Source organism: Streptomyces abyssalis (assembly GCF_001751365.1).
In the GTDB taxonomy this organism is placed as follows: Bacteria; Actinomycetota; Actinomycetes; order Streptomycetales; family Streptomycetaceae; genus Streptomyces; species Streptomyces abyssalis.
Genome location: NZ_LJGT01000041.1, coordinates 1,133,496 through 1,157,161 on the forward strand (window position 1 = coordinate 1,133,496; position 23,666 = coordinate 1,157,161).

A 23,666-nucleotide genomic window follows, 5' to 3' on the forward strand; every position below is an offset into this window, starting at 1 on the left:
GTCCCCGCGACCCGTATCCGCCGTGGCTGTGACCGTGATTCGCACGTGCGCTCCTGGGGAGGATGGCTCGGTGAGGCGGCCGGGGCAGCCGCAACGACGTACACCGGGAGCCGTTCATGACCCTCGCGGGCCGGCCCGATCCGTCCGGGCAGCCGACCGACGACCGACTCGCCGCGCTGGTGGGCAGGTTGAGCCTCGAAGAGCGTGTGCGCGTGCTCACCGGTGAGACCACGTGGACGCTGTATCCGCTGCCGACCGCCGGACTGCGGGCCCTGACGGTCTCCGACGGGCCGATCGGTGTGCGCGGCAGGGGGCGTGAGCCCATCACGTCGGCGCAGATGCCCGCGCCCTCTGCTATTGCCGCCACCTGGGACGAGGCGCTGGCAGGGGAGTTGGGCACGCTCGCGGCCGCGGAGGCGCGCGCGAAGAGCGCGGACGTCGTGCTGGCGCCGGTGGTCAACCTGCAGCGGACACCGGTCGCCGGACGCCACTTCGAGTGCTTCTCGGAGGACCCGCTGCTCAGCGGCCGCATGGCGGTCCCGTACGTCGCCGCGGTCCAGCGCGCGGGCGTGGGCGCGTGCGTCAAGCACTTCGTCGCCAACGACTCCGAGACCGAACGCACCGTCTACCGCTCGCGGTTGAGCGTCCGCGCGCTGCGCGAGGTGTATCTGGCGCCCTTCGAGCGGGTCGTGAAGGACGCCGGGGTGTGGATGGTCATGGCCGCGTACAACGGTCTGGAGGTGCGCTCCGCCCAGGACGGCGAGAGGCCGGATGGGGCGGCGGAGGCCGCGCCCGCCACCGAACACCGCTGGCTGCTGCGCGAACTGCTCAAGGAGGAGTGGGAGTTCGACGGAGTCGTGGTGAGCGACTGGCTCGCGACGAAGAGCACCGCTGCCTCCGCACTGGGCGGGCTCGACCTCGTGATGCCCGGCCCGGGCGGCCCCTGGTCCGGCTCCGGTGCCCTGCTCGAAGCCGTACGCGCCGGTGAGGTGCCCGTGGAGGACGTCGACGACAAGGTGCGCCGCATCCTGCGGCTCGCGGCCCGCGTCGGCGCGCTGCGGGAACCCGCGGAGGGAGACGCGGAAGGGGACGCGGAAGGAACCGGGGACCCGGGCCCGGACGGGGACTTGCAGAACGACTCGCACAGGGAGGTGCCGTCCGGGCACCAGCCGGACACGCGCGCCCTGCTGCGCCGCGCCGCCGCGAGGGCCACGGTCGTACTGCGCAACGAGGGCCGCCTGCTGCCGCTGCCTCCGGACACGTCCCGCATCGCGCTGATCGGGGCCAACGCCCTCGACCCCTTCGTACAGGGCGGCGGCAGTGCGCACGTCACGCCGCCGCATCTCAGCCGCCCGCTCGACGCGCTGCGCGAAGCGTTCCCCTCGGCAAGGGGCCTCCCCGGACCCGCCGGGGTCCAGGGGAAGGTCACCGCTCACCGGGGCGGACGCACGCTGCGTCACGCGCCGCTCGTGGAGGCGTCCGCGCTGGACGGCGGGTCCGTACAGCTCACCGTGCACGCCGTCGACGGCCGGCAGCTGTACGCCCTCAGCCGCCCCGCCCCCTGGGACGGCGCTCTGGGCGAACTCCCCGAGGACGCCGCGTACGTACGGCTTGCGGCACGGCTGCGGCTCGACGAGCCCGGAGAGCACCTGCTGGAGGCGGCCCCGGTCGGCGCTCACCGCATCGAGATCGACGGCGGTCTGCTCAGCGAGAGCACCCACCACGTGGCCGAGGAGGTCCTGCTCGACCAGTCCGCAGGCCACCCCGAGGGCCACGTGCGCCGCGTCGACGTCGGGGAGGACGGACTGGAGCTGACGGTCTCGGCGACGGTGCAGGCCGTCGACCTCGGGGCGTTCGGCCGCTTCGCGCGGATGGAACTGCGCCACCTGCCTCCGGAACCCGGCCCCGACGAGGAGATCGCCGAGGCGGTGGAGGCGGCCCGGCAGGCGGACACCGCGGTCGTCGTCGTGGGCACCAACCCGGAGGCGGAGTCCGAGGGCTGGGACCGCAAGGGGCTCGGACTGCCCGGCCGCCAGGACGAGTTGGTGCGCCGCGTGGCAGAGGCAAACCCCCGTACGGTCGTGGTGGTCAACGCGGGCGCGCCCGTACTGCTGCCGTGGCTGGACGAGGGCGCGGTACGGGCGGTGCTGTGGTGGTGGCTGCCGGGCCAGGAGGCCGGCGGCTCGCTCGCCGATGTGCTGACCGGAGCGTGCGAGCCGTCCGGGCGGCTGCCGTGGACGCTTCCGGCCGCTGCCGGAGACGTGCCGGTGCCCGACGGCGTCCCCCGCGACGGCGTGATCGACTACACCGACGACCTGGACGTCGGCCACCGCGGCTGGGACCGTCTCGGACGCGAGCCCGCCCGCGACTTCGGCCACGGCCTCGGCTACGCGGACTGGTCCTACGGAGAGCCGTCCGCCGGTCCTTGGCGCGAGGGGCTGCCGCTGGAGGTGACGGTGCCCGTGCGGAACACGGGCGACCGCCGCGCACGCGAGGTCGTGCAGGTCTATCTGGAACCGCCGCGTGGCTCCGCGCCGGGAGACCGGCCGGAGCACCAGCGGCCGCTGCGCATGCTCGCGGGCTTCACCGTCGTGGAGGCGGAGCCCGGCGAGACCGTACGGGCGGCCGTCGCCGTCGAGCCGCGCGCCTTCGAGGTGTGGGACGAGGCCTCGCGCTCCTGGCGCACCCCGGCGGGCGAGTACCGCCTGCTCGCGGCGCACTCCAGCCGCGACGTGCGGGGCGCGGTGAATGTGCACGCGGGCGGCGGCCCGGGGCCGGGCTCCGATTCCGGCTCGGGCCCAGGGCCGGGTTCCGCCTCCGGCCCCGCTTCCGATCCCGGCTCAGGCTCAGGCTCCGGCCCCGGCGCACGCACCAGCGCACATGACTGAGGCCGTGCACCGGTCCGTAGCTGATCGTTTACGGGGAGGGGCAGCCCGCACCCCGCGTACGTAGCTACACTGCACGAACAAGCCGAGCGCGCCACAGGCTCACAGCGTCGTGCGTCTGCCCGCCGCCGCCCCGCGGGGATGACCCCTCCACCGTCCACGGTCGCCGGGACGCGGCCGTTGCCTCCCCGCCGCTGCCCGCAGCGAGGATGATCCTCCACCTGGGCCTTCGGCCCGGGAGGTGCCCCCAACCTGGAGACCACGTGAGCAAACCCGTAGTACTGATCGCCGAAGAGCTCTCGCCCGCCACCGTCGACGCCCTCGGACCGGACTTCGAGATCCGGCAGTGCAACGGCGCCGACCGGGCCGAACTCCTCACCGCCATCGCCGACGTCGACGCGATCCTCGTCCGCTCCGCGACGAAGGTCGACGCCGAGGCGGTGGCCGCCGCGCAGAAGCTCAAGGTCATCGCCCGTGCCGGCGTCGGGCTCGACAACGTCGACGTACCGGCCGCGACGAAGGCGGGCGTGATGGTGGTGAACGCCCCCACCTCCAACATCGTCACCGCCGCCGAGCTCGCCTGCGGACTGCTGATCGCCAGCGCCCGCAACATCCCGCAGGCCAACACCGCCCTCAAGAACGGCGAGTGGAAGCGCAGCAAGTACACCGGCGTGGAGCTGAGCGAGAAGACCCTCGGCGTCGTCGGCCTCGGCCGCATCGGCGTGCTGGTGGCACAGCGGATGTCTGCGTTCGGGATGAAGGTCGTCGCCTACGACCCGTTCGTACAGCCCGCGCGGGCCGCGCAGATGGGCGTCAAGCTGCTCTCCCTGGACGAGCTCCTGGAGGTCTCGGACTTCATCACCGTCCACTTGCCCAAGACCCCCGAGACTCTCGGCCTGATCGGCGACGACGCCCTCCACAAGGTCAAGCCGAGCGTCCGCCTCGTCAACGCCGCCCGTGGCGGGATCGTCGACGAGGCAGCGCTGGCCTCCGCCCTGAAGGAGGGCCGCGTCGCGGGCGCGGGCCTGGACGTCTACGCGAGCGAGCCGTGCACCGACTCGCCGCTCTTCGAGTTCGACCAGGTCGTGTGCACCCCGCACCTGGGCGCCTCCACCGGTGAGGCCCAGGAGAAGGCGGGCATCGCGGTCGCCAAGTCGGTACGTCTGGCGCTGGCGGGCGAGCTCGTGCCGGACGCCGTCAACGTCCAGGGCGGCGTCATCGCCGAGGACGTACGTCCCGCGCTGCCGCTGGCCGAGGGCCTGGGCCGCATCTTCACCGCGCTCGCGGGCGAGGTCGCGGTCCGGCTCGACGTCGAGGTGTACGGCGAGATCACGCAGCACGACGTGAAGGTGCTCGAACTCTCCGCCCTCAAGGGAGTCTTCGAGGACGTCGTCGACGAGACCGTGAGCTACGTCAATGCTCCGCTCTTCGCGCAGGAGCGTGGTGTCGAGGTGCGCCTGACCACCTCCAGCGAGTCCGTGGAGCACCGCAACATGGTGACCGTGCGGGGCACGCTCAGCAGCGGCGAGGAGGTCTCGGTCTCCGGCACCCTGACCGGGCCCAAGCACCAGCAGAAGATCATCGCTGTCGGTGAGCACGACGTGGACCTGCCGCTCGCCGAGCACCTGGCCTTCTTCCGCTACGCCGACCGTCCCGGCATGGTCGGCACCGTCGGCCGCATCCTCGGCGAGGCGGCCATCAACATCGCCGGCATGCAGGTGGCGCGGGCCACGGCGGGCGGCGAGGCCCTGGTGGCACTCACCGTCGACGACGACATCCCGGCTCCGGTCCTCGCCGAGATCAAGGGCGAGATCGGGGCGACGTCCGCCCGCAGCGTCGATCTCTCCGACTGAGCAGTCGGTCTCCCCGACTGAGCGGGGACGGACCATACGAAGGGCGTGGCGCCCGGGCCGTGGAGACACGGGCCGGGCGCGCTCCTGTCCAGGGCCCGCGGTGCGGGCCCGTACACAGCTGAAAGGCCCCGTACACAACTGAAAGGCAGGGCACAGGACATGTCTGGGAGTACCTCCGGGGCCGCGGGCGAGGAACGGACCTCTCCACCGCTGACCGGGGGAGAGCGCGAGACCCTGCGGGCCTACCTCGACTTCCACCGCGAGACCCTCGCCATGAAGTGCGAGGGCCTGAGCGACGAGCAGCTGCGCCGCGCCTCGTCGCCGCCGTCCACGCTGTCGCTGCTCGGCCTGGTGCGGCACATGGCGGAGGTGGAGCGCGCCTGGTTCCGGCGCACCATCGACGGCGAGGACGTACCGCTGGTGTGGTCGGACGCGGGCGACTTCCAGGCGGCGTACGACGCGAGCGCCTCCACCCGCGCCGAGGCGTTCGCCGCCTGGCAGGCGGAGGTCGCCCACGCGCGCCGCATCGAGCGGGAGGCCGCGTCGCTGGACGTCACCGGCCATCAGGTGCGGTGGGGCGAGGACGTCTCGCTGCGGGTGGTGATGCTGCACCTCATCCACGAGTACGCACGCCACAACGGCCACGCCGACTTCCTCCGCGAGGCGATCGACGGCACGACCGGGGCCTGAGCGCGCCCCACGCCCCCGGGCCGCAGGCTGTCAGCGGCCCGGGGGCGTCCACACGTACGGCGTCAGGGCAGTGACGGTGCGGAAGCCCAGCCGGCGCAGGATGGGGAGGCTGTCGTCCGAGGCGTCGACCTGCAGATACGGCACCCCTCGCGCGGCGGCGATCCGGGCACGCTCGGCGACCAGCGCCCGGTAGACGCCCCGGCCCCGCCAGGCGGGCAGAGTCGTGCCGCCGCGCAGCCCGCCGAAGCCTCTCCCCGGCCACAGGAACATCCACGCGGCGCAGACGGTCTCCCGCTCGTGCTCGGCGACCAGCACCAGCGTGTCCTCCGGCGTCGCCGCGACCCGCTCGTTCAGGAAGCCCGCGAGCCAGCTCAGGTCCATGTCCCAGACGGCGGCCTCCAGCGCGACGATCCGGCGCATGTCCCCGGCGCCCGTGACGCGGCGCAGCACCACCCCTTCGGGCAGCACCGGCTCCGCGCTCAACTCGGCGCTCTCACCCACGAGTACGGTCTTCTCCGGGCCCGCGGCGAAGCCCGCCGCGCGCAGTCGCTCCGCCAGCTCCGGTGGCCCGTCGTGCGAGTGGAGCCGCCACTCCACCGTCTCTCCGCGCCCGGCGAAGCGGTCGCGCTGGCGGGCGATCAGAGCGTCCAGACCGGCGCCGCGCAGTGCGATGTCCCGGGGACCGAAGACGAAGCCCCGGAAGCCGCCGAGGGCGCGTACGAGCGGTCCGTCCTCCTCGTACGTCACCCCGGCCGACGGCCGTGAGGGTGCTGCCCGCATCGACTCGTCGTACACGGCGAGCAGTTCGGCGTCCCGGCCGTCGTCGCCCGTCACCCCGCCGACGCTACACACCGGAGCCCGTACGCGGGACTCCTCGCGATCCGCACCGCGCCCAGCCGCTGCGCCCGGCGCTGCTTGAGCCTGCCGGTGCGTCCGCCGCCCCGGGCGCCCGGGTGTCAGGCGTCTTCCCCGTAGAGATCGGTGAGCAGGGCCACGGCGGCGTGGGTGGCGGGATGGGGATCGTGCCGGCGCCAGATGAGGTGGACGGGGACGGGTTCTGCGTCGCGCACAGGGCGGTAGGTGATGCCGTCGCGGCGGTACTGGGCGGTGGTGGCCTGCGGGGTGACGCCGACGCAGCGGCCGGCGGCGATCGCGGCGAGCCAGTCGTCCACGTCCTGGGTGTACTCCACGGCTGGGCGGGCGCCCTCGGGCCACAGGTCCAGAGTGGTGGTGCCGGTGCGGCGGTCCACCACCAGGGTGCGTTGCCGGATCTCGTTCAGGCGGATGCTCCGGCGGGTGACCCATGGGTCGTCGGAGGCGAGCGCGAGATGGCGGCGCTCGTGGCCGACGAGTGCGTGGGCGTAGCGGCGGGTGTCGGGGGCGGTGCGGAGGACGGCCAGGTCGCACAGGCCCTCGGCGAGGCCGCCGGTGGGAGTGTTGTGGCGGATCAGGTGGAGTTCGACGCCCGGGTACCGGTGGTGCCAGCGGCGCTGGAACTCGGTGGTGTGCCGGCCCATGGCGGACCAGGCGTGGCCGACGTGCAGGCGAGTGTGACCGGTGGTGGCCCGACGGACCAGTTCGTCGGCTTCGGTGAGCAGGCGGCGGGCGTGGGCGAGGACCTGCACGCCCGCAGTGGTCGGCGTGACGGTGCGGCTGGTGCGGTGCAGCAGACGCACGCCCAGGACCTTCTCCAGTGCCAGCAGGGTGCGTGAGACCGCTGCCTGTGAGACCCCCAGTTCGATGGCGGCGTCGGTGAAGCTGCCGGTGTCGACGATCGAGACCAGGCAGCGCAGGTGCCGCAGTTCCAGATCCGTACGTCCATCCATGCGCCCAGCGTATAGCTGAGCCAGTGGATGCATTTTGCGTATGCACCGGTGAGGCGGATGGTCATGCCATGGCAATCGAGGCTCGCGCAGGGACGGCGGCGGCAGCCGCTTCACAGGCCACGTCCTCCCGGTTGTCCGGGATGGCGTTGATGGCCGGCAGCGGCCTGTCCAACCAGGCCGGTGCGTCGATCGCCGCGCTCGCCTTCCCGGTTCTGGGGCCGGTGGGAGTGGTGGCGGTGCGCCAATGGGTGGCCGCCGTGGTACTGCTGGGCGTCGGCCGGCCGAGGCTGCGTTGGTTCACTGCCGCGCAGTGGCGGCCGGTGCTGGGGCTGGCCGCGGTGTTCGCGACCATGAACCTCGCCCTCTATGCGGCGATCGACCGGATCGGGCTCGGACTCGCGGTCACCCTGGAGTTCCTCGGCCCTCTCGCCGTGGCGCTGACAGGCTCCCGCCGCCGTACCGATCTTGCCTGCGCGCTCGCAGCCGCGGCGGCCGTGGTGGTCCTCACCCGTCCCCGGCCCAGCACCGACTATCCGGGCATCGGTCTGGCCCTGCTGGCCGCCGTCTGCTGGGGCTGTTACATCCTGCTCAACCGTGCGGTGGGCGAGCGCGTGCCCGGAATCGAGGGATCGGCCGCCGCCGCGGCCGTCTCCGGACTGCTCTACGCACCGGTCGGCACCGCCGTCCTGTGGTTCCACCGGCCCACCGGCGGCGCCGTGCTGTGCGCGCTCGTGGCGGGCGTGCTGTCCTCCGCGGTGCCGTTCCTCACCGACCTGCTCGCGCTGCGCCGGGTCCCCGCCCGCTTCTTCGGGATCTTCATGAGCGTCAACCCGGTGTTCGCCGCCCTGATCGGCATGCTCGTTCTCGACCAGTACCTGGACCTGGCCTCCTGGCTGGCCGTCGCCGTGATCGTCACGGCCAACGCCGTCGCCGTGGGCACCGCCGCCGGCGGTGCCGAGGAGAAGGATGCGTTCACAGCCGCGCCGTCTTCAGGGCCAGATGCAGCAGCAGACGGGAGGCACCCTCGTCGAGGTCGAGGCCCGTGAGGGATTCGATGCGGGAGAGCCGGTAGTAGAGGGTCTGCCGGTGGATGCCGAGTGCCGCCGCGGTGCGTCCCGCCTGGCCCGCGTGGTCGAGGAACACCTCGGCGGTGCGGGCCAGTTCGGTGTGGGCGGGGCGCAGCAGCGCCGCCGCGGCCGGGTCGGCGCCGCCGCCGGCGGGCAGTGCGGTCAGCAGCCGGTACGGGCCGATGCCGTCCCACTCCGCGACCGGGCCCAGCTCCTCCGGCTCGGCCCTCGCCGCCCGTGCCGCGCCGAGCGCCTGCCGCCAGGCCGCCGCCGCACCGGACAGCCCGCGCCGGGGTGAGCCGATGCCCGCGACGGCGGGGGAGCGCGGCACGCGGAGCAGCCGCCCCGCGGCCGTGCGGGCCGGGTCCAGGACCTCGGCCGAACGCAGCCGCACGAGGGCCGCGAGCACCGGCTCCCCGGCCGCCGGTCCGGCCGCCTCTCCGGCCGCCGGTCCCGCGCTCGTCACCGGCGTCGTCCCGGCACTCGTACCTCCCCCCGTCCCGGTGGCGGGGAGCACGCACCGGGCCGTCACCTGCGGTACGGGTCCGCCCGTACCGACGTGGGGAGCACCACCGGGACCGCCCCCGGCCCCGGTACCACGGTCGTCCCCACCGCCCCCGCCGCCCGCGTCCTCCGCCCGCCACGGCAGCACCGCCAGCAGCACCACCGGCCCCGCGGCCGCCGGGCCGAGAAGTCCGCTCAGCTCGGAGGCCGCCTCCTCGCTCGCGCCACGGTCGTCCGCGGTGAGCAGGGCCCGCAGCAGTTCGCCGGTACGTGCCTCCGCCCCCGCCTCCGCCGCCAGCAGCGTCCCGATCCGCGAGGCCACCGTCATGGCCGATTCCAGCCGCGGGTCGGCGAGGTCGAGCGCGCCGTCGTCCATCAGCCAGATGTATCCGTGGACGACTCCCGCGTTCCGCACGGGCAGACAGATCCTGCCGTGCTCGACACCGGCCGACGGTTCGGGATCGATGCGGACGGGCCCCGTCGCCCTGGTGATGCCGAAGCTCTCGAACCATCTGCGCACCTCGGCGCTGGAGCGGCGGCCCAGGATGGAACGCCTGCGGACCGGGTCGAGCGCCGGCTCCGCGCCGTCGCCGTCGCCCTCGTGGGCGCCGAAGGCGATCAGCGAGAAGTCGCGGCCCTCCAGAGTCGCGGGTGTGCCCAGCAGCGCGCAGACCTCGTCGATGAGTGCCTGGTAGTCCTCGCGCATGATCGTCCCGCTGTTCCGCTCGTTGCTGCCCGCCCTGTCCCCGCCGTGCCGCCGGCCGCTGCCGTACGGGCTTCGGTACCCCCATTCTCGTACAGATGTCTGAGATCTGGGACACGGATACGTGACAGCTGTCGATGGTCCCGTGATGGCGCGATCCTTAGATTCAGGGTGGCTTCCGACGTCCGCGGCGCTCCGTCCTTCCGTCTCTTCCCTTCCGGCTGAACGGTCCGCCGCAGGACGCCCGGAGCAGGAAGAAGAACGCCAATGGAGGTGCCCGTGTTCGGACCAGTGCTCCTGGCCGCGGCGCGCAGTGACGGCATCCGCCGTCTCGTCTCGTCCGCGCCGGTCACCCGCCCCGTCGTGAACCGCTTCGTCGCGGGCGAGCGGCTCGCGCCGTGCCTTGAGGCCGTACGGTCGCTGACCGGCCGCGGCCTCGACGTCACGCTCGATCACCTCGGGGAGGACACCACCGACCGCGCCGAGGCGACGCGCAACCGCGACGCCTATCTCGCACTCGCGCACGCCCTGGCGGCCGAGGGCCTGGGCGGCCGGGCCGAGATGTCGGTGAAGCTGTCGGCCTTCGGGCAGGCACTGCCGGACGGCGGCCACGACATCGCGCTCGCCAACGTGCGGCCGGTGGTGGAGGCAGCGGCCCAGGCGGGCACCACCGTGACGCTGGACATGGAGGACCACACCACCGTGGACTCCACCCTCGCCGTCCTCTCCGAGCTGCGCGGCAGCTTCCCGCAGACCGGGGCCGTGCTGCAGTCCTACCTCTTCCGTACCGAGGACGACTGCCACGCCCTGGCCGGGGAGGGCTCGCGCGTACGGTTGGTGAAGGGGGCATACAAAGAACCGGCGTCGGTCGCACACCAGCAGAAGACCGAGGTGGACCGTGCGTACGTGCGCTGCATGAAGATCCTGCTCTCCGGCAGGGGCTATCCCATGATCGGCACGCACGACCCGCGGATGGTCACGGTCGCGCAGGAGCTGGCGCGGCGCCTGGGACGCAAGCACGACGAGTTCGAGTTCCAGATGCTCTACGGCATCCGGGAGAACGAGCAGCTGCGGCTTGCGGCCGAGGGCCACCGGATGCGCGTTTACGTCCCCTACGGGACCGACTGGTACGGATACTTCATGCGCCGCCTCGCGGAGCGTCCGGCCAACCTCGGATTCTTCCTCCGCTCGCTCGCCACCCGCGGCTGAACAACCCTGACAGTGCTCGTAAGGACTCGTAAGAAGGAGAGTCGGCAGCCATGGACGCTGTGACCCAGGTCCCCGCCCCGTACAACGAGCCGGTGCACACCTACGCGCCCGGCAGCCCCGAGCGCTCCCGGCTGGAGCGCAAGCTCAAGGAACTCGCCGAGAATCCGGTCGATCTGCCCATGACCATCAACGGTGAGAGGCGGATGGGCGGCGGCGCACGCGTCGACGTCGTGCAGCCGCACAATCACAGCAAGGTCATCGGCACCTACGCGAACGCCACCCGGCAGGACGCGCAGGACGCGATCGACGCCGCCCTCGCGGCCGCGCCCGCATGGCGTGCGATGTCCTTCGACGACCGTGCCGCGATCATCCTCAAGGCGGCCGAGCTGCTGTCGGGCCCGTGGCGCGAGACGATCGCCGCCTCCACCATGCTCGGCCAGTCCAAGACGATCCAGCAGGCCGAGATCGACGCCCCCTGCGAACTGATCGACTTCTGGCGCTTCAACGTGCACTTCGCGCGCGAACTCCTCGCGGAGCAGCCGCCGATGCAGCCCAAGGGCGTGTGGAACCGCCTGGACCACCGGCCGCTGGAGGGCTTCGTCTACGCGATCACGCCCTTCAACTTCACCGCCATCGCCGGGAATCTGCCCACCGCTCCCGCGCTGATGGGCAACGTCGTGGTCTGGAAGCCCTCCCCGACGCAGACGCACTCCGCCGTGCTCCTGATGGAGATGCTGGAGGAGGCAGGCATGCCCAAGGGCGTCATCAACCTCGTCACCGGCGACGGCAAGGACGTCTCGGAGGTCGCGCTGCCCCACCCGGACCTGGCGGGCGTGCACTTCACCGGTTCGACGAAGACGTTCCAGTACCTGTGGCGGACGGTCGGCGAGAACATCGAGCGCTACAGGTCCTATCCGCGCATCGTCGGTGAGACCGGCGGCAAGGACTTCATCGTCGCCCACCCGACCGCCGACGCCGCGGTGCTGAAGACGGCGATGGTGCGCGGCGCCTTCGAATACCAGGGCCAGAAGTGCTCGGCCGCCTCCCGCGCGTACATTCCGCGTTCGCTGTGGGACGGAGGGCTCAAGGACGAACTCCTCGCCGAGACCGAGGGCCTGGCGATGGGCGACGTCAGCGACCTGTCCAACTTCATCGGGGCCGTCATCGACGACCGCGCCTTCGCGAAGAACAAGGCCGCCATCGACCGTGCGAGGCAGGACCCCACCTGCGAGATCCTCGTCGGCGGCGAATACGACGACTCCACCGGCTGGTTCGTGAAGCCGACGGTGATCGCCTGCACCGACCCGGACAACGAGATCTTCTCCGAGGAGTACTTCGGCCCGATCCTCGCCGTGCACGTCTACGAGGACGGCGACTGGACGACGATGCTGGAGCAGATGGAGTCCGTCGCCGCGTACGCGCTGACGGGCGCCGTGCTCGCCAAGGACCGGGCGGTGCTCGCCGAGGCGAGCGAGAAACTCCGGTTCGCCGCGGGCAACTTCTACCTCAACGACCGCCCGACCGGCTCCATCGTCGGCCAGCAGCCCTTCGGCGGCGCCCGTGCCTCCGGCACCAACGACAAGGCGGGCTCGAAGTTCAACCTGCTGCGCTGGATGTCGCCGCGAGCCATCAAGGAGACCCAGGTGGCGCCGACCGACTACCGCTATCCGCACATGGGTTGAGCCGCTGAGCCGCTGAACCCTTCAGCACCTGACCGCGCCCGTCACGCGTACGTCCGCACGTACACGTGACGGGCGCGGTCGCCGTGTCACCGGTCCGTGTCACCAGCCGTCGCGGTGGATGACCTCCTGCACCGGACGGCGGCGCACGGGCCCGAAGTTGCCCGCGGGCATGCCCACGGGGATCACAGCGAAGGTGTTCACGTCCTTGGGTATGCCGAGCACCTGCTTCCACTCCCGCTCCAGCATCAGGTGCCAGACGGTGACCGTGGCCGCCAGCCCCAGCCCGCGCGCCGCGAGCAGCAGGTTCTGAACGCCGGGGTAGACGCTGGAGGTCTCCGCGATCGTGCTGAAGACGCCGTTGGTCATCAGCCGCAGCATCCCGCTCGTGCCGAGCGATCCGTGCAGGGCCTTCAGCCCGTCCATGTCGCCCTTCGGCTGGACGTAGCGGTAGCACGGAACGATCAGTGCGGGGGTGTCGGCGAAGTGGTCACGCTGGTGCTCGATGGCCGCGACCATCCGCCGGTACGCGCCCTCCTCCATGCTGGGAGGCGTCGCCTTGCCGGCGGAGCCGAGGTACGCGTTCACGCACCGGCGCCACAGCGGTTCGAGCCGCGCGATCACATCCCGGTCGGTGACGACGACGTAGTGGAACTGCTGGAGGTTCGACCCGCTGGGGGCCCACACGGCGGCCTGCACGAGCCGCTCCAGCAGTTCCTCCGGCACGGGGTCGGGTTTGAGACGGCGCATCGCGCGCATCGTGGACATGGTCTCGAAGAGCAGGGGCTCGGCTTGCCGATCATCCGTCATGGCCGCGGAGTCTAGGGCTCCGCTTCGACGTGCGGCACCGTCCCTGGCGCTCGCGGTCCCGTCGGGCTTCTGCCCGGGTCCGCCGCCAACTCCCTGTTGTGGTCCCGGACATGGCGACCCGGGCGGTCGGGAGTGCTCCGCTCGCCGCTCACACGGGCCGGAGGCTCAGAGGTGCGGGCTCAGAGGTGCGGGCTCCGAGGGCGGTGCCCGGACGGCCGGTGGCCTGAATCGAGTGGTGTTCGTCTCAGATAGTAGGAAGGCCAACTAATTGGCGAGACATCACGGCGATCGGGTTCTACCTTTGTAGGGAGCCGAACGTCTCGCTCATCCAGCGAACGGCGGATGAGGCCCGGTGCACGAGCGCAGGTGATCCCTGACGCACCGCTCCGCCCCCGCCCGATCCGGCATCACCAGCCCCCACCTTCCCTTCTTGAAGCCTTTGCGTGCACAAGGAGTTGCTGATCATGGATGAGACCGCCCGCCGCCGCGCACGGCACACCGCCCGCACGGCCCGTATCAACCGCGACGCCGACCGCCGGAACGCAGCGGCCGCCCTCCAGCGCGCCCTCGACCGCCGCGACAACGGCGGCGCCACGGGCCACTGAGGCCCAGGCCCCGCCGATCACCATTCGACGCTGAGCGACGTGGGCCCGGAATCGGCACCGCCCCGGGCCCATGGGACGTCCTCGGCCGTTCCCTGAAGCCGTAGTCCCGGCAGCCGCCGCGCCAGTGCGCACAGTGCGGCGCCGACCTCGGCACGGGCCAGTGCGGCGCCCTGGCCGGAACCGGCCGACGCCGGTCCCGCAGCCGTCCCTCGGTCAGCAGTCGGAGCGTCCCGGCGGACACGGTGTCGCAGACCGTCGAGTATCCGGCCGCCACGACGGTGGTGGCCATGCCGGTCAGTTCGCCGTCGCCGAGGCGCCCGTCACCGGAGACAGTGACAAGCGGGCCCTGCCGACGGGCGTCCGTGATGTGGACGGGTTGTGTCATCCCCTGGGATCAGAGGTTATGGTCGCTGCCATGTCTCGCAGCATCAGCCTCGCAGTGATCCCCGGTGACGGAATCGGCCAGGAGGTCGTGGCCCAGGGCCTGAAGGTCCTGACCGCCGTCCTTCCCCAGGACGTGAAGCTGGAGACGAAGCAGTACGACCTCGGCGCCGCCCGCTGGCACGCCACGGGTGAGACCCTCCCGGACGCTGAGCTGGAGCAGCTGAAGCAGCACGACGCGATCCTGCTGGGAGCCATCGGCGACCCGAGCGTGCCGTCCGGCGTGCTGGAGCGCGGGCTGCTGCTCAAACTGCGGTTCGCCTTCGACCACTTCGTCAATCTCCGGCCGTCGCAGCTCTTCCCCAACACGGAGACGCCGCTGGCCGGCCGCCCCGTCATCGACTTCGTGGTCGTGCGCGAGGGCACCGAGGGCCCGTACGTCGGCAACGGCGGCAGCATCCGCACCGGTACCCCCGCCGAGGTCGCCAACGAGGTCAGCGTGAACACCGCGTACGGCGTGGAGCGCGTCGTCCGGGACGCGTACGAGCGTGCACAGGCGCGCCCCCGCAAGAAGCTGACCCTGGTGCACAAGAACAACGTGCTGGTCCACGCGGGCCACCTGTGGAAGAACCTCTTCGACAAGATCGGCGAGGAGTACCCCGAGGTCACCACCGACTACCTGCACGTCGACGCCGCGACCATCTTCCTGGTCTCCGACCCCGGACGCTTCGACGTGATCGTCACCGACAACCTCTTCGGCGACATCATCACCGACCTGGCCGCCGCCGTCAGCGGCGGCATCGGCCTCGCCGCCTCCGGGAACATCAACCCGACGGGCAGCTTCCCCTCGATGTTCGAGCCCGTCCACGGCTCCGCACCCGACATCGCGGGCACCGGCAAGGCCGACCCTACGGCGACGGTGCTCTCCGTCGCGCTGATGCTGCGGCACCTCGGCCTCGGGGCCGAGGCCGCCCGCGTCGAGGCGGCGGTCACGGCCGACCTGGCCGGGCGCCCCGCCGGCCGTACGACGGACGAGACCGGCGACGCCCTGGCCGCAGCGGTATCCGGCTGACCCGGAGCAGGCCGGAGCAGGCGGCCTGTCCGGGCATCGGTGCCCGGCCGCTGTGCCAGTGAGGGGTCGGGGTGCCACCATCCATCCAGGGGCCGCCCACCCGGACTCCCTCCGCGGACCTCCACGCGTGATAATCGGACGCGGGGGCTGACGCATCAGGGAATGCTCGGACGTCCAAGCACCACGACGGAGGGCGTACGGGAGCGCGGTCCGCCACGACACACAGTGAAGGACGCGCTCACATGACGACGCCTCGAATCGACTTCGACCTCAAGCCTTCCTCGCAGCCGCTGCCCGCCGCGGAGCGCGAGGCGGTGCTGGCCAACCCGGGCTTCGGCCGTCATTTCACGGACCACATGGTCACGATCAAGTGGACCGAGGGACGGGGCTGGCACGACGCACAGCTCCAGCCGTACGCGGCGCTGCAGCTCGATCCCGCCAACATGACGCTGCACTACGCGCAGTCGATCTTCGAAGGGCTGAAGGCGTACCGGCAGCCGGACGGCTCCGTCTCCGCCTTCCGTCCCGACGCGAACGCCCGCCGCTTCCAGCGCAGCGCCCGCCGGCTGGCCATGCCGGAGCTCCCCGAGGAGGCGTTCATCGAGGCGTGCGAGCTGCTCGTGCGGCAGGACAAGGAGTGGGTGCCGGGGAGCGGCGAGGAGTCGCTCTATCTGCGGCCCTTCATGTTCGCCACGGAGGTCGGGCTCGGTGTGCGTCCGGCCAACGAGTACCTCTTCATGCTGATCGCCTCGCCCGCCGGCTCCTACTTCCCCGGAGGCGTCCAGCCGGTGTCCGTGTGGCTCTCCCAGGAGTACGTGCGGGCGGCGCCCGGCGGCACCGGCGAGGCCAAGTGCGCGGGGAACTACGCCGCTTCGCTCGTCGCGCAGGCCGAGGCCGCCGAGCAGGGCTGCGACCAGGTCGTGTGGTTGGACGCGATCGAGCGCCGCTTCATCGAGGAGATGGGCGGCATGAACCTCTACTTCGTCCACGGCTCAGGCGCCGACGCGAAGATCGTCACGCCGTCGCTGACCGGCACGCTGTTGCCGGGCATCACCCGCAGTTCGCTGCTCACGCTCGCCGCCGACCTCGGGTACGAGACGGCGGAGGCCCGCCTGACCGTCGACGACTGGCGGGAGGGCAACGCTGACGGCACCATCACCGAGGTCTTCGCCTGCGGTACGGCAGCGGTGATCACACCGGTCGGCGAGGCGAAGTGCGCGAGCGGCGCGTGGAAGGTCGGCGACGGCCAGCCCGGCGAGATCACCATGCGGCTGCGCGAGACGCTGCTGGCGGTGCAGACCGGCCGGGCGGAGGACCGCCACAACTGGATGCGCCCCCTGGCCTGACGGGGAGCGGCTCGCTCTGCCCTCGTCGTGGGTCGCGGCGCGGGGTGCCCGACGCCCTGCCCGTGCTTGCGCACCGCACGGCTTCTGCCGGGCGCGGCGCCCTCGCCGCCGGACGATTGCCGCGCTCCGCGCCGCCCGGCGTCCGGGCGGCTGTCCGCTGCTCCGGGTCCCGGCGCCGACGGTCTCTGCCCCGACGGCCTCTGCCCCGACGCCGGGCCCCGGCTCCGGCGACTTTTCCGGCGCGCACCGGCCGTGGGGCGCGGCGGACTGTCGCCGCGCTCGATGCCGCCGCGTGTCCCGGCGGCTGTCCGCTGGGCGGGCTCCGCCGCCCGACGGCCCGGTCCGCGGTCCGGCCTGCCGGGGAGTCGGCGCGCTTCGCGCTGTTGGCCGCGGGGGTGCGGGCTGCGACCCGACGGATCGGCTGCAGGCCGTGTCCGCACGGCGGCTTGCGCCGCCCGGCGTCCGGGCGGCTGTCCGCTGCTCCGGGTTCCGGCGCCGACGGCCCGACGCTGACCCTTGCCTTGCCTTGCCTTGCCTTGCCTTGCCGAGCCGGGCCGGGCCGGGCCGAGCCGGGCCGGACCGGGCCGGGACCGGCCGATGCCCGCCGGGCTGGCGCCCGGGCGGCCGGGCCTCCCGCGCCAGCGGGAAGCCGCTTTCCGCATCGTGAGACGCCTTGCGGGCGCGGGGGCGGTTTGTGCAAGACTCCCCCCGTGTCCTCGTTCGCCATGATTATCGGCAGCAGGCGCGCCGGTCCTTCGTGACCGACTGCCGCAGGAAGACCCGTGCGGCAGCGGCCACCGTGTCCCAGACCCGCGCGCCAGACCTCTCGCACCCGCGAGAGGTTTTTTTGGTTTCCGGCCCACCCCAGCCGGGACGACCGGCGCGAGAAGGCAGCGGAACAACCCAGGGACAAGCGGACCCCGGAATTGCGGATCTCCCTTCGTCGCCCAGAAGCACAGCATCCACCAGGAGCCACAGCAGCCATGAGCACTGACGCCCCGGCCGCCCCGGACGACAGCTTCCACATCTTCGACACCACGCTCCGCGACGGAGCCCAGCGCGAGGGCATCAACCTCACCGTCGCCGACAAGCTGACGATCGCCCGTCACCTCGACGAGTTCGGCGTCGGCTTCATCGAGGGCGGCTGGCCGGGGGCCAACCCGCGCGACACCGAGTTCTTCGACCGCGCCCGTCAGGAGATCGATTTCCGGCACGCGCAGCTCGTGGCCTTCGGCGCGACCCGTAAGGCAGGTGTGCGCGCGGCCGACGACGCGCAGGTCAAGGCACTGGTGGCGTCCGGCGCCCCGGTCGTCACGCTGGTCGCGAAGTCGCACGACCGGCACGTCGAGCTGGCCCTGCGCACCTCGCTGGAGGAGAACCTGGAGATGGTCCGGGACACCGTGGCCCACCTGCGCGAGCAGGGACGCCGGGTCTTCGTGGACTGCGAGCACTTCTTCGACGGCTATCTCGCCAACGCCCGCTACGCGAAGGAGGTCGTGCGCGCGGCGCACGAAGCCGGCGCCGACGTCGTCGTCCTGTGCGACACCAACGGCGGGATGCTCCCCGCGCAGATCCAGGCGGTCGTACGCACCGTCCTCGCCGACACCGGCGCCCGCCTGGGCATCCACACGCAGGACGACACCGGCTGTGCCGTCGCCAACACCCTCGCCGCCGTGGACGCGGGAGCCACCCACGTCCAGTGCACCGCCAACGGCTACGGCGAGCGCGTCGGCAACGCCAACCTCTTTCCCGTGACGGCGGCGCTGCAGCTCAAGTACGGCAAGCAGGTGCTGCCGCAGGGCGCCCTGGAGGAGATGACGCGCATCTCGCACGCGATCGCCGAGGTCGTCAATCTCGTGCCCTCGACCCACCAGCCGTACGTCGGCACCTCGGCCTTCGCGCACAAGGCGGGGCTGCACGCCTCCGCGATCAAGGTCGACCCGGACCTGTACCAGCACATCGAGCCCGAACTCGTCGGCAACAGCATGCGGATGCTCGTATCCGACATGGCGGGGCGCGCCTCGGTCGAGCTGAAGGGCAAGGAGCTCGGCTACGACCTGGAGGGCGACCGGGACCTGGTCGGGCGGATCGTCGAGCGCGTCAAGGAGCAGGAGCTCAAGGGCTTCACCTACGAGGCCGCGGACGCCTCGTTCGAACTGCTGCTCCGCGACGAGGTGCACGGCCGCGCCCGGCGCTTCTTCCGCCTGGAGTCCTGGCGGACCATCGTCGAACAGCGCCCCGGCGGCGGCCAGGCCAACGAGGCCACGGTCAAGCTGTGGGCCAAGGGCGAGCGCATCATCGCCACGGGTGAGGGGAACGGACCGGTCAACGCCCTCGACCGCGCGCTGCGCAGCGGTCTGGAGCGCCTGCACCCGGAGCTGGCCAGGCTCTCCCTCGTGGACTACAAGGTCCGCATCCTCGAAGGCGGGCACGGAACCGACTCCACGACGCGTGTGCTGGTCTCCATGAGCGACGGGCGCGCGGAGTGGTCGACCGTGGGCGTCGCGGACAACATCATCGCGGCGTCCTGGCAGGCACTGGACGACGCGTACACGTACGGGCTGCTGCGGGCGGGCGTCGAACCACACGAGTGAGGCACGGGCCGGCCGTGAGGCATCGGCCGTGGGGCAGAAGCGTGCGCGGCGCCGGCAACCCGAAGCCCGGCGCCGCCCGTCGGCGGCTCAGCCGTCCAGGCGCACCGGCAGTGTCCTCGTGCTGTTGCCGATGAAGCTCGCCAGCGGCGTCAACTCCTCCTCCGGCACGGCGAGCCGAAGATCCGGGTGACGGCCGAAGAGCGCTTCGAGAGCGATGACCGCCTCCATCCTGGCCAGCGGGGCGCCGATGCAGAAGTGCGCGCCGTGGCCGAAGGACAGGTGGCGCTTGTTCCGGCGCGTGACGTCGAACTCCGCCGCGTCGTCCCCGTACGTACGCGGATCGCGTCCGGCGGCGGTGTAGCAGGCGAGCACGGGCGTACCCCTGGGGATCGCGGTGCCGCCGACGGTGAGGTCCGCCACGGGGTAGCGGAAGGGGAAGTAGCTGACCGGGCTGTCGTAGCGGAGTGTCTCCTCGACGACGTCGTCCCAGGAGACGGAGCCGTCGCGTACGAGGGCGAGCTGGCCGCGGTGTGCGCACAGGGCGCGCACCGCGTTGGTGATGAGGTTCAGCGTGGTCTCGTGCCCGGCGACGATCATCAGCATGAGTGTGCCCACGAGTTCGGTCTCGCTCAGCCTGTCGCCGTCCTCCTCGCGGGCGGCGACGAGTGCGCTGGTGAGGTCGTCCCCCGGGTCGGCGCGGCGGATCCCGACGACCTGGGCGAGTAACTCGGCGACCTCGCGGTTGGCGGCGATCACCTCGGCCGGCTCGGCACTCGTACTGACGAGCACGCCGGAGAGGTGGTGCAGCCGGTCGCGCAGCCGGGCGTCGACACCGAGGAGTTCGCAGATGACGCTCATCGGCAGCGGGTAGGCGAAGTGCTGCCGCAGGTCGACGGTGCCGTCCTCGTCCGCGGCGGCGGGCAGCGCGTCCAGCAGACCGGCGGTCAGCATCTCCACACGGGGACGCAGGCCGTCCACGCGCCGTGCCGTGAAGGCCTTGCTGACCAGGCCGCGCAGTCTCCGGTGGTCCGCGCCGTCGGCGGTGGTCATGCCTTCGACGGTGGCGAAGACGGTGAGCGGCCAGCCCTCGGGCACGTGGCCCTCCTGGAGTGCCGCGAAGTGGCAGGCGTTCTTGGCCACGTCGGGATGGGTGAGGAAGTCCCGCAGTTCCGCGTGACCGGTGACGGCCGCCCCTGCAACCTCGCCCGGCAGCGTGACGTGGACGGCCGGACCGCGGGTGCGCAGCCGCTCGTTGACGGCGTGCTGGTCGCGTCCGCGGGGATCGAGGCGGTGGGGCGCGTCCGGAGCGCCGGCTGCCGCCTGGGGCGGCGTGCCGGACGTCTCAGGTGTCCCGGGGCGACCGGGTGCGGGGAGTGCGTCGGCTGAGTCGGTCATCGGACGGTGCTCCTGCGGGCCGGGGTGCGGGCGGGCTGCGGGCGTGATGGAGTCCGGGCTGCGGGACGGCTGCCGGCGGGCCGGGGGCGGGATGCCGGCGGAGCGGACGACCCGCTCTTGAAGGCTGCGCCCACCGCCCTTGTGCCGCAAGGGAGTTGCGGTCCAGGACGGACGGGGCCCGGGGACCGGGCAGGGCGGGACCGAGCGTGAGCTGTGCGGTCCGGATGCGCTGAGCTGCGGTTGCGCGGAAGCCCGTGCCCCGCCTGCGCGCGCTGGAGGGGCACTGTCACACGGCTGTGGAAACCCCACAGCCCGGTGGCGGCCGGATGTGAGGGTTCGCTGCCCTGAAGCGGCGCTTCCGCGTCCTTCTGTCCAGCGCGGCCATGAATCGCGTCCGGACACTGTCTGAATCTGACGAGGATGAATCGCCCTGCCGTTTCGTAGGGTCTATACATGACCGATCAGACCCAGCCGTCGCAGCAGGCGCAGCAGACCATGGACACCGTGGCCGCGCCCGAGGCCGCGGGCCCCGAGGCGCAGGATGCCCGCGGGCGTGTGGCGGAACTGCGTGCTCTGCGGGAGCTTGCTCTGCAGGGTCCCAGTGAACGGGCGACGCAGGCTCAGCACGCGAAGGGGAAGCTGACCGTCCGGGAGCGGATCGAACTGCTGCTGGACGAGGGGACGTTCCGTGAGGTGGAGCCGCTGCGGCGGCACCGTGCCACGGGTTTCGGACTGGAGGAGAAGAAGCCCCACACCGACGGTGTGGTCACCGGGTGGGGGCTGGTGCACGGGCGGACCGTGTTCCTCTACGCGCACGACTTCCGCATCTTCGGCGGCGCGCTGGGGGAGGCGCACGCCACGAAGATCCACAAGATCATGGATATGGCGATCTCGGCCGGTGCGCCGCTGATCTCGCTCAACGACGGTGCGGGTGCCCGTATCCAGGAGGGCGTCTCGGCGCTTGCCGGCTACGGGGGGATCTTCCAGCGCAACACCCGCGCGTCGGGCGTGATCCCGCAGATCTCGGTGATGCTCGGCCCGTGCGCGGGCGGCGCGGCCTACAGCCCCGCGCTCACGGACTTCGTGTTCATGGTCCGCGACACCTCGCAGATGTTCATCACCGGCCCGGACGTGGTGCAGGCGGTGACCGGCGCGCAGGTCTCGCAGAACGGTCTCGGCGGCGCGGACGTGCACGCGGCGACCTCGGGTGTCTCGCACTTCGCCTACGACGACGAGCAGTCGTGCCTGGAAGAGGTGCGGTATCTGCTGTCGATGCTGCCGAGCAACAACCGGGAGAACCCGCCGGCCGAGGAGAGCCACGACCCGGTGGACCGGCGCGGCGAGGTGCTCCTGGATCTGGTGCCGGCCGACGGCAACCGTCCGTACGACATGCGCAAGGTGATCGAGGAACTCGTCGACGACGGGGATCTGCTGGAGATCCACGAGCGGTGGGCGACGAACCTGATCGTGTGTCTGGCCAGGATGGACGGCCAGGTGGTGGGCGTCATCGCCAACCAGCCGCAGTCGCTGGCCGGGGTGCTGGACATCGAGGCGTCGGAGAAGGGCGCCCGCTTCGTGCAGATGTGCGACGCGTTCAACATCCCCATCGTCACGCTGCTGGACGTGCCGGGCTTCCTGCCCGGCGTCGACCAGGAGCACGGCGGGATCATCCGGCACGGCGCCAAGCTGCTGTACGCGTACTGCAACGCGACGGTGCCGCGGATCTCGGTGGTGCTGCGCAAGGCCTACGGCGGCGCGTACATCGTGATGGACTCGCAGTCGATCGGCGCCGATCTGACCTTCGCCTGGCCGACGAACGAGATCGCGGTCATGGGCGCGGAGGGCGCGGCGAACGTGATCTTCCGCCGGGAGATCAACGGCGCGGACGATCCGGAGGCGATGCGGGCCCGGATGGTCAAGGAGTACAAGGCCGAGCTGATGCATCCGTACTACGCAGCCGAGCGCGGTCTCGTCGACGACGTCATCGACCCGGCCGAGACCCGCGAAGTGCTCGTCCGCTCACTGCAGATGCTCCGCACCAAGCACGCGGATCTGCCCTCACGCAAACACGGCAATCCCCCTCAGTAAGGGCCTCCTCAGTAAGGGATGAAGACTTCGATGAACCCGACCGACACAGCCGGCAGCCGCCTCGTCCGCGTGGAGAAGGGCGAGGCCAGCGAGGAGGAACTCGCAGCCGTCACGGCTCTGTTGCTCGCCCGCGCCGCTGCTTCGGCCAGGCACGAGCAGATTCCGGCCGCTCGCGGCGCCGGAAGCGGCAAGGCGGGCTGGCGGCGGCTGGAGCGCGCACGCGGCTTCCGCGCCCCGCACAGCTGGCAGGGCTGAGGACGAGGACGAAGACGCCCCGGCGGACAGCGGCTGCGGCCCTGCACCCGGCAGCACATCGAGCACGGCAGTACACGTGCACACCACAGCGAGGACGGCCTCCCGGTGAACTCACGGGAGGCCGTCCTCGCTGTGCTGCCGTCTGTCGTGTGCCGGCGTCTCGTCAGCCGACGGGTGCGTCTTCGAGCACTGTGCGCCCGGGATTCGCTGTATGCGCGGGAAGGCCGTCGAGACTTTCGGCCTCTTCGGCGACGGCCGTCGTGGTCAGCTCGTCCGCGTCCTGGAGGTTCACCAGGGTGGTGCGGCGCGGGTTGGCTGTATTGCGCATGATAAGGGTGGTCTTCACGCTCGACCGTACCTCGCACTTTCCAATTGGCTTGTCTTTCCGCGGTGTTCTGTAAACAAGGCTAGGCCGCCTTTTCCTTTCGTTACGTGACGCGGGCAACGCGGAGCGTGTGAGGTTCCTCACCGGGGCGCGGGCAAAAGGGACTTACGTGATGAGCCGCGACCAGGACCGAAGCGGACATGAGGGCCAGACGTGAGGTTCCGGTTCCGCGCCTGATAAAGCTGAGGTGTGAAGGGCCGGCGGCGCGCGGCAGAAAAGTCCGGAATCACGGGAAGTGCTCTGCACAGCATGTGACGGAGCAATGGCGGAGCGTCACTTGGGGTCCCGGGTTTTCCACAGGCCTTGTTGGAGATCCGGC

Annotated in this window: 18 protein-coding genes; 12 read left to right on the top strand and 6 right to left on the bottom strand. The window is 71.8% G+C overall.

Going from position 1 to position 23,666, the window contains the following annotated elements; all coding sequences use genetic code 11:
- The first annotated feature begins 116 nt into the window (after positions 1-116).
- The 3 genes from AN215_RS25740 to AN215_RS25750 all read left to right on the top strand — a co-directional run bounded on the left by AN215_RS25740 (position 117) and on the right by AN215_RS25750 (position 5,428).
- On the top strand, positions 117-2,888 hold the full coding sequence (locus AN215_RS25740; protein ID WP_070010774.1) for a beta-glucosidase family protein: 2,772 nt from the start codon (positions 117-119) through the stop codon (positions 2,886-2,888).
- A gap of 206 nt (positions 2,889-3,094) precedes the next feature.
- On the top strand, positions 3,095-4,738 hold the full coding sequence (gene serA, locus AN215_RS25745) for a phosphoglycerate dehydrogenase (RefSeq protein ID WP_070010773.1): 1,644 nt from the start codon (positions 3,095-3,097) through the stop codon (positions 4,736-4,738).
- A 159-nt stretch (positions 4,739-4,897) separates the two neighbouring features.
- Positions 4,898-5,428 (top strand): DinB family protein, encoded by a 531-nt coding sequence (locus AN215_RS25750; RefSeq protein WP_070010772.1) that lies wholly within the window; start codon positions 4,898-4,900, stop codon positions 5,426-5,428.
- A 30-nt stretch (positions 5,429-5,458) separates the two neighbouring features.
- Here AN215_RS25750 and AN215_RS25755 read toward each other — a convergent pair whose 3' ends face one another.
- Both AN215_RS25755 and AN215_RS25760 read right to left on the bottom strand, forming a co-directional pair.
- On the bottom strand, positions 5,459-6,208 hold the full coding sequence (locus AN215_RS25755) for a GNAT family N-acetyltransferase (protein WP_070011333.1): 750 nt from the start codon (positions 6,206-6,208) through the stop codon (positions 5,459-5,461).
- A 176-nt stretch (positions 6,209-6,384) separates the two neighbouring features.
- Complete coding sequence (locus AN215_RS25760; protein ID WP_070010771.1) at positions 6,385-7,254, bottom strand: LysR family transcriptional regulator; 870 nt, start codon at positions 7,252-7,254, stop codon at positions 6,385-6,387.
- A gap of 68 nt (positions 7,255-7,322) precedes the next feature.
- Between AN215_RS25760 and AN215_RS25765 the strand changes: the two genes are divergently transcribed.
- A complete protein-coding gene (locus AN215_RS25765; RefSeq protein WP_079123411.1) occupies positions 7,323-8,300 on the top strand; it encodes an EamA family transporter in 978 nt (325 codons plus the stop codon).
- Here AN215_RS25765 and AN215_RS25770 read toward each other — a convergent pair.
- Entirely contained in the window at positions 8,227-9,531 is a 1,305-nt protein-coding gene (locus AN215_RS25770; protein ID WP_070031258.1) for a PucR family transcriptional regulator, read from the bottom strand. The two genes, AN215_RS25765 and AN215_RS25770, sit on opposite strands and share 74 nt — an antisense overlap.
- Positions 9,532-9,807: 276 nt before the next feature.
- Here AN215_RS25770 and AN215_RS25775 point away from each other — a divergent pair, with 276 nt between their 5' ends.
- Both AN215_RS25775 and pruA read left to right on the top strand, forming a co-directional pair.
- Entirely contained in the window at positions 9,808-10,737 is a 930-nt protein-coding gene (locus AN215_RS25775; protein WP_070011332.1) for a proline dehydrogenase family protein, read from the top strand.
- Positions 10,738-10,787: 50 nt separating this feature from the next.
- Positions 10,788-12,419, top strand: coding sequence for an L-glutamate gamma-semialdehyde dehydrogenase (gene pruA / locus AN215_RS25780; RefSeq protein ID WP_070010770.1), 1,632 nt, complete (start codon positions 10,788-10,790; stop codon positions 12,417-12,419).
- 99 nt (positions 12,420-12,518) lie between these two features.
- On the opposite strand, the gene AN215_RS25785 is transcribed toward pruA, so the two are convergent.
- Complete coding sequence (locus AN215_RS25785; RefSeq protein ID WP_070010769.1) at positions 12,519-13,226, bottom strand: nitroreductase family protein; 708 nt, start codon at positions 13,224-13,226, stop codon at positions 12,519-12,521.
- A 464-nt stretch (positions 13,227-13,690) separates the two neighbouring features.
- On the opposite strand from AN215_RS25785, the gene AN215_RS29970 reads away from it, so the two are divergent.
- From AN215_RS29970 to cimA, 4 genes are all read left to right on the top strand, one after another.
- Positions 13,691-13,831, top strand: a complete 141-nt coding sequence (locus tag AN215_RS29970; RefSeq protein ID WP_171904280.1) for a hypothetical protein — start codon at positions 13,691-13,693, stop codon at positions 13,829-13,831.
- Between the two features lie 415 nt (positions 13,832-14,246).
- Positions 14,247-15,284, top strand: coding sequence for a 3-isopropylmalate dehydrogenase (locus AN215_RS25790; RefSeq protein ID WP_070011331.1), 1,038 nt, complete (start codon positions 14,247-14,249; stop codon positions 15,282-15,284).
- A gap of 242 nt (positions 15,285-15,526) precedes the next feature.
- Positions 15,527-16,630: a branched-chain amino acid aminotransferase gene (locus AN215_RS25795; protein WP_070010768.1), complete on the top strand. Its 1,104-nt coding sequence runs from the start codon at positions 15,527-15,529 to the stop codon at positions 16,628-16,630.
- Between the two features lie 983 nt (positions 16,631-17,613).
- Positions 17,614-19,224, top strand: a complete 1,611-nt coding sequence (cimA, locus tag AN215_RS25800; protein WP_070010767.1) for a citramalate synthase — start codon at positions 17,614-17,616, stop codon at positions 19,222-19,224.
- Positions 19,225-19,311: 87 nt separating this feature from the next.
- On the opposite strand, the gene AN215_RS25805 is transcribed toward cimA, so the two are convergent.
- Positions 19,312-20,619, bottom strand: a complete 1,308-nt coding sequence (locus AN215_RS25805) for a cytochrome P450 family protein (protein ID WP_070010766.1) — start codon at positions 20,617-20,619, stop codon at positions 19,312-19,314.
- Between the two features lie 495 nt (positions 20,620-21,114).
- Between AN215_RS25805 and AN215_RS25810 the strand changes: the two genes are divergently transcribed.
- On the top strand, positions 21,115-22,707 hold the full coding sequence (locus AN215_RS25810; protein WP_070011330.1) for an acyl-CoA carboxylase subunit beta: 1,593 nt from the start codon (positions 21,115-21,117) through the stop codon (positions 22,705-22,707).
- 30 nt (positions 22,708-22,737) lie between these two features.
- The gene (locus tag AN215_RS25815) at positions 22,738-22,962 is read left to right on the top strand and encodes an acyl-CoA carboxylase epsilon subunit (RefSeq protein ID WP_070010765.1); all 225 of its coding nucleotides are present in this window, start codon (positions 22,738-22,740) and stop codon (positions 22,960-22,962) included.
- 163 nt (positions 22,963-23,125) lie between these two features.
- Here the strand turns inward: AN215_RS25815 and AN215_RS25820 are convergent, their stop codons facing one another.
- Positions 23,126-23,308: a hypothetical protein gene (locus AN215_RS25820; protein WP_070010764.1), complete on the bottom strand. Its 183-nt coding sequence runs from the start codon at positions 23,306-23,308 to the stop codon at positions 23,126-23,128.
- Positions 23,309-23,666 lie beyond the last annotated feature (358 nt).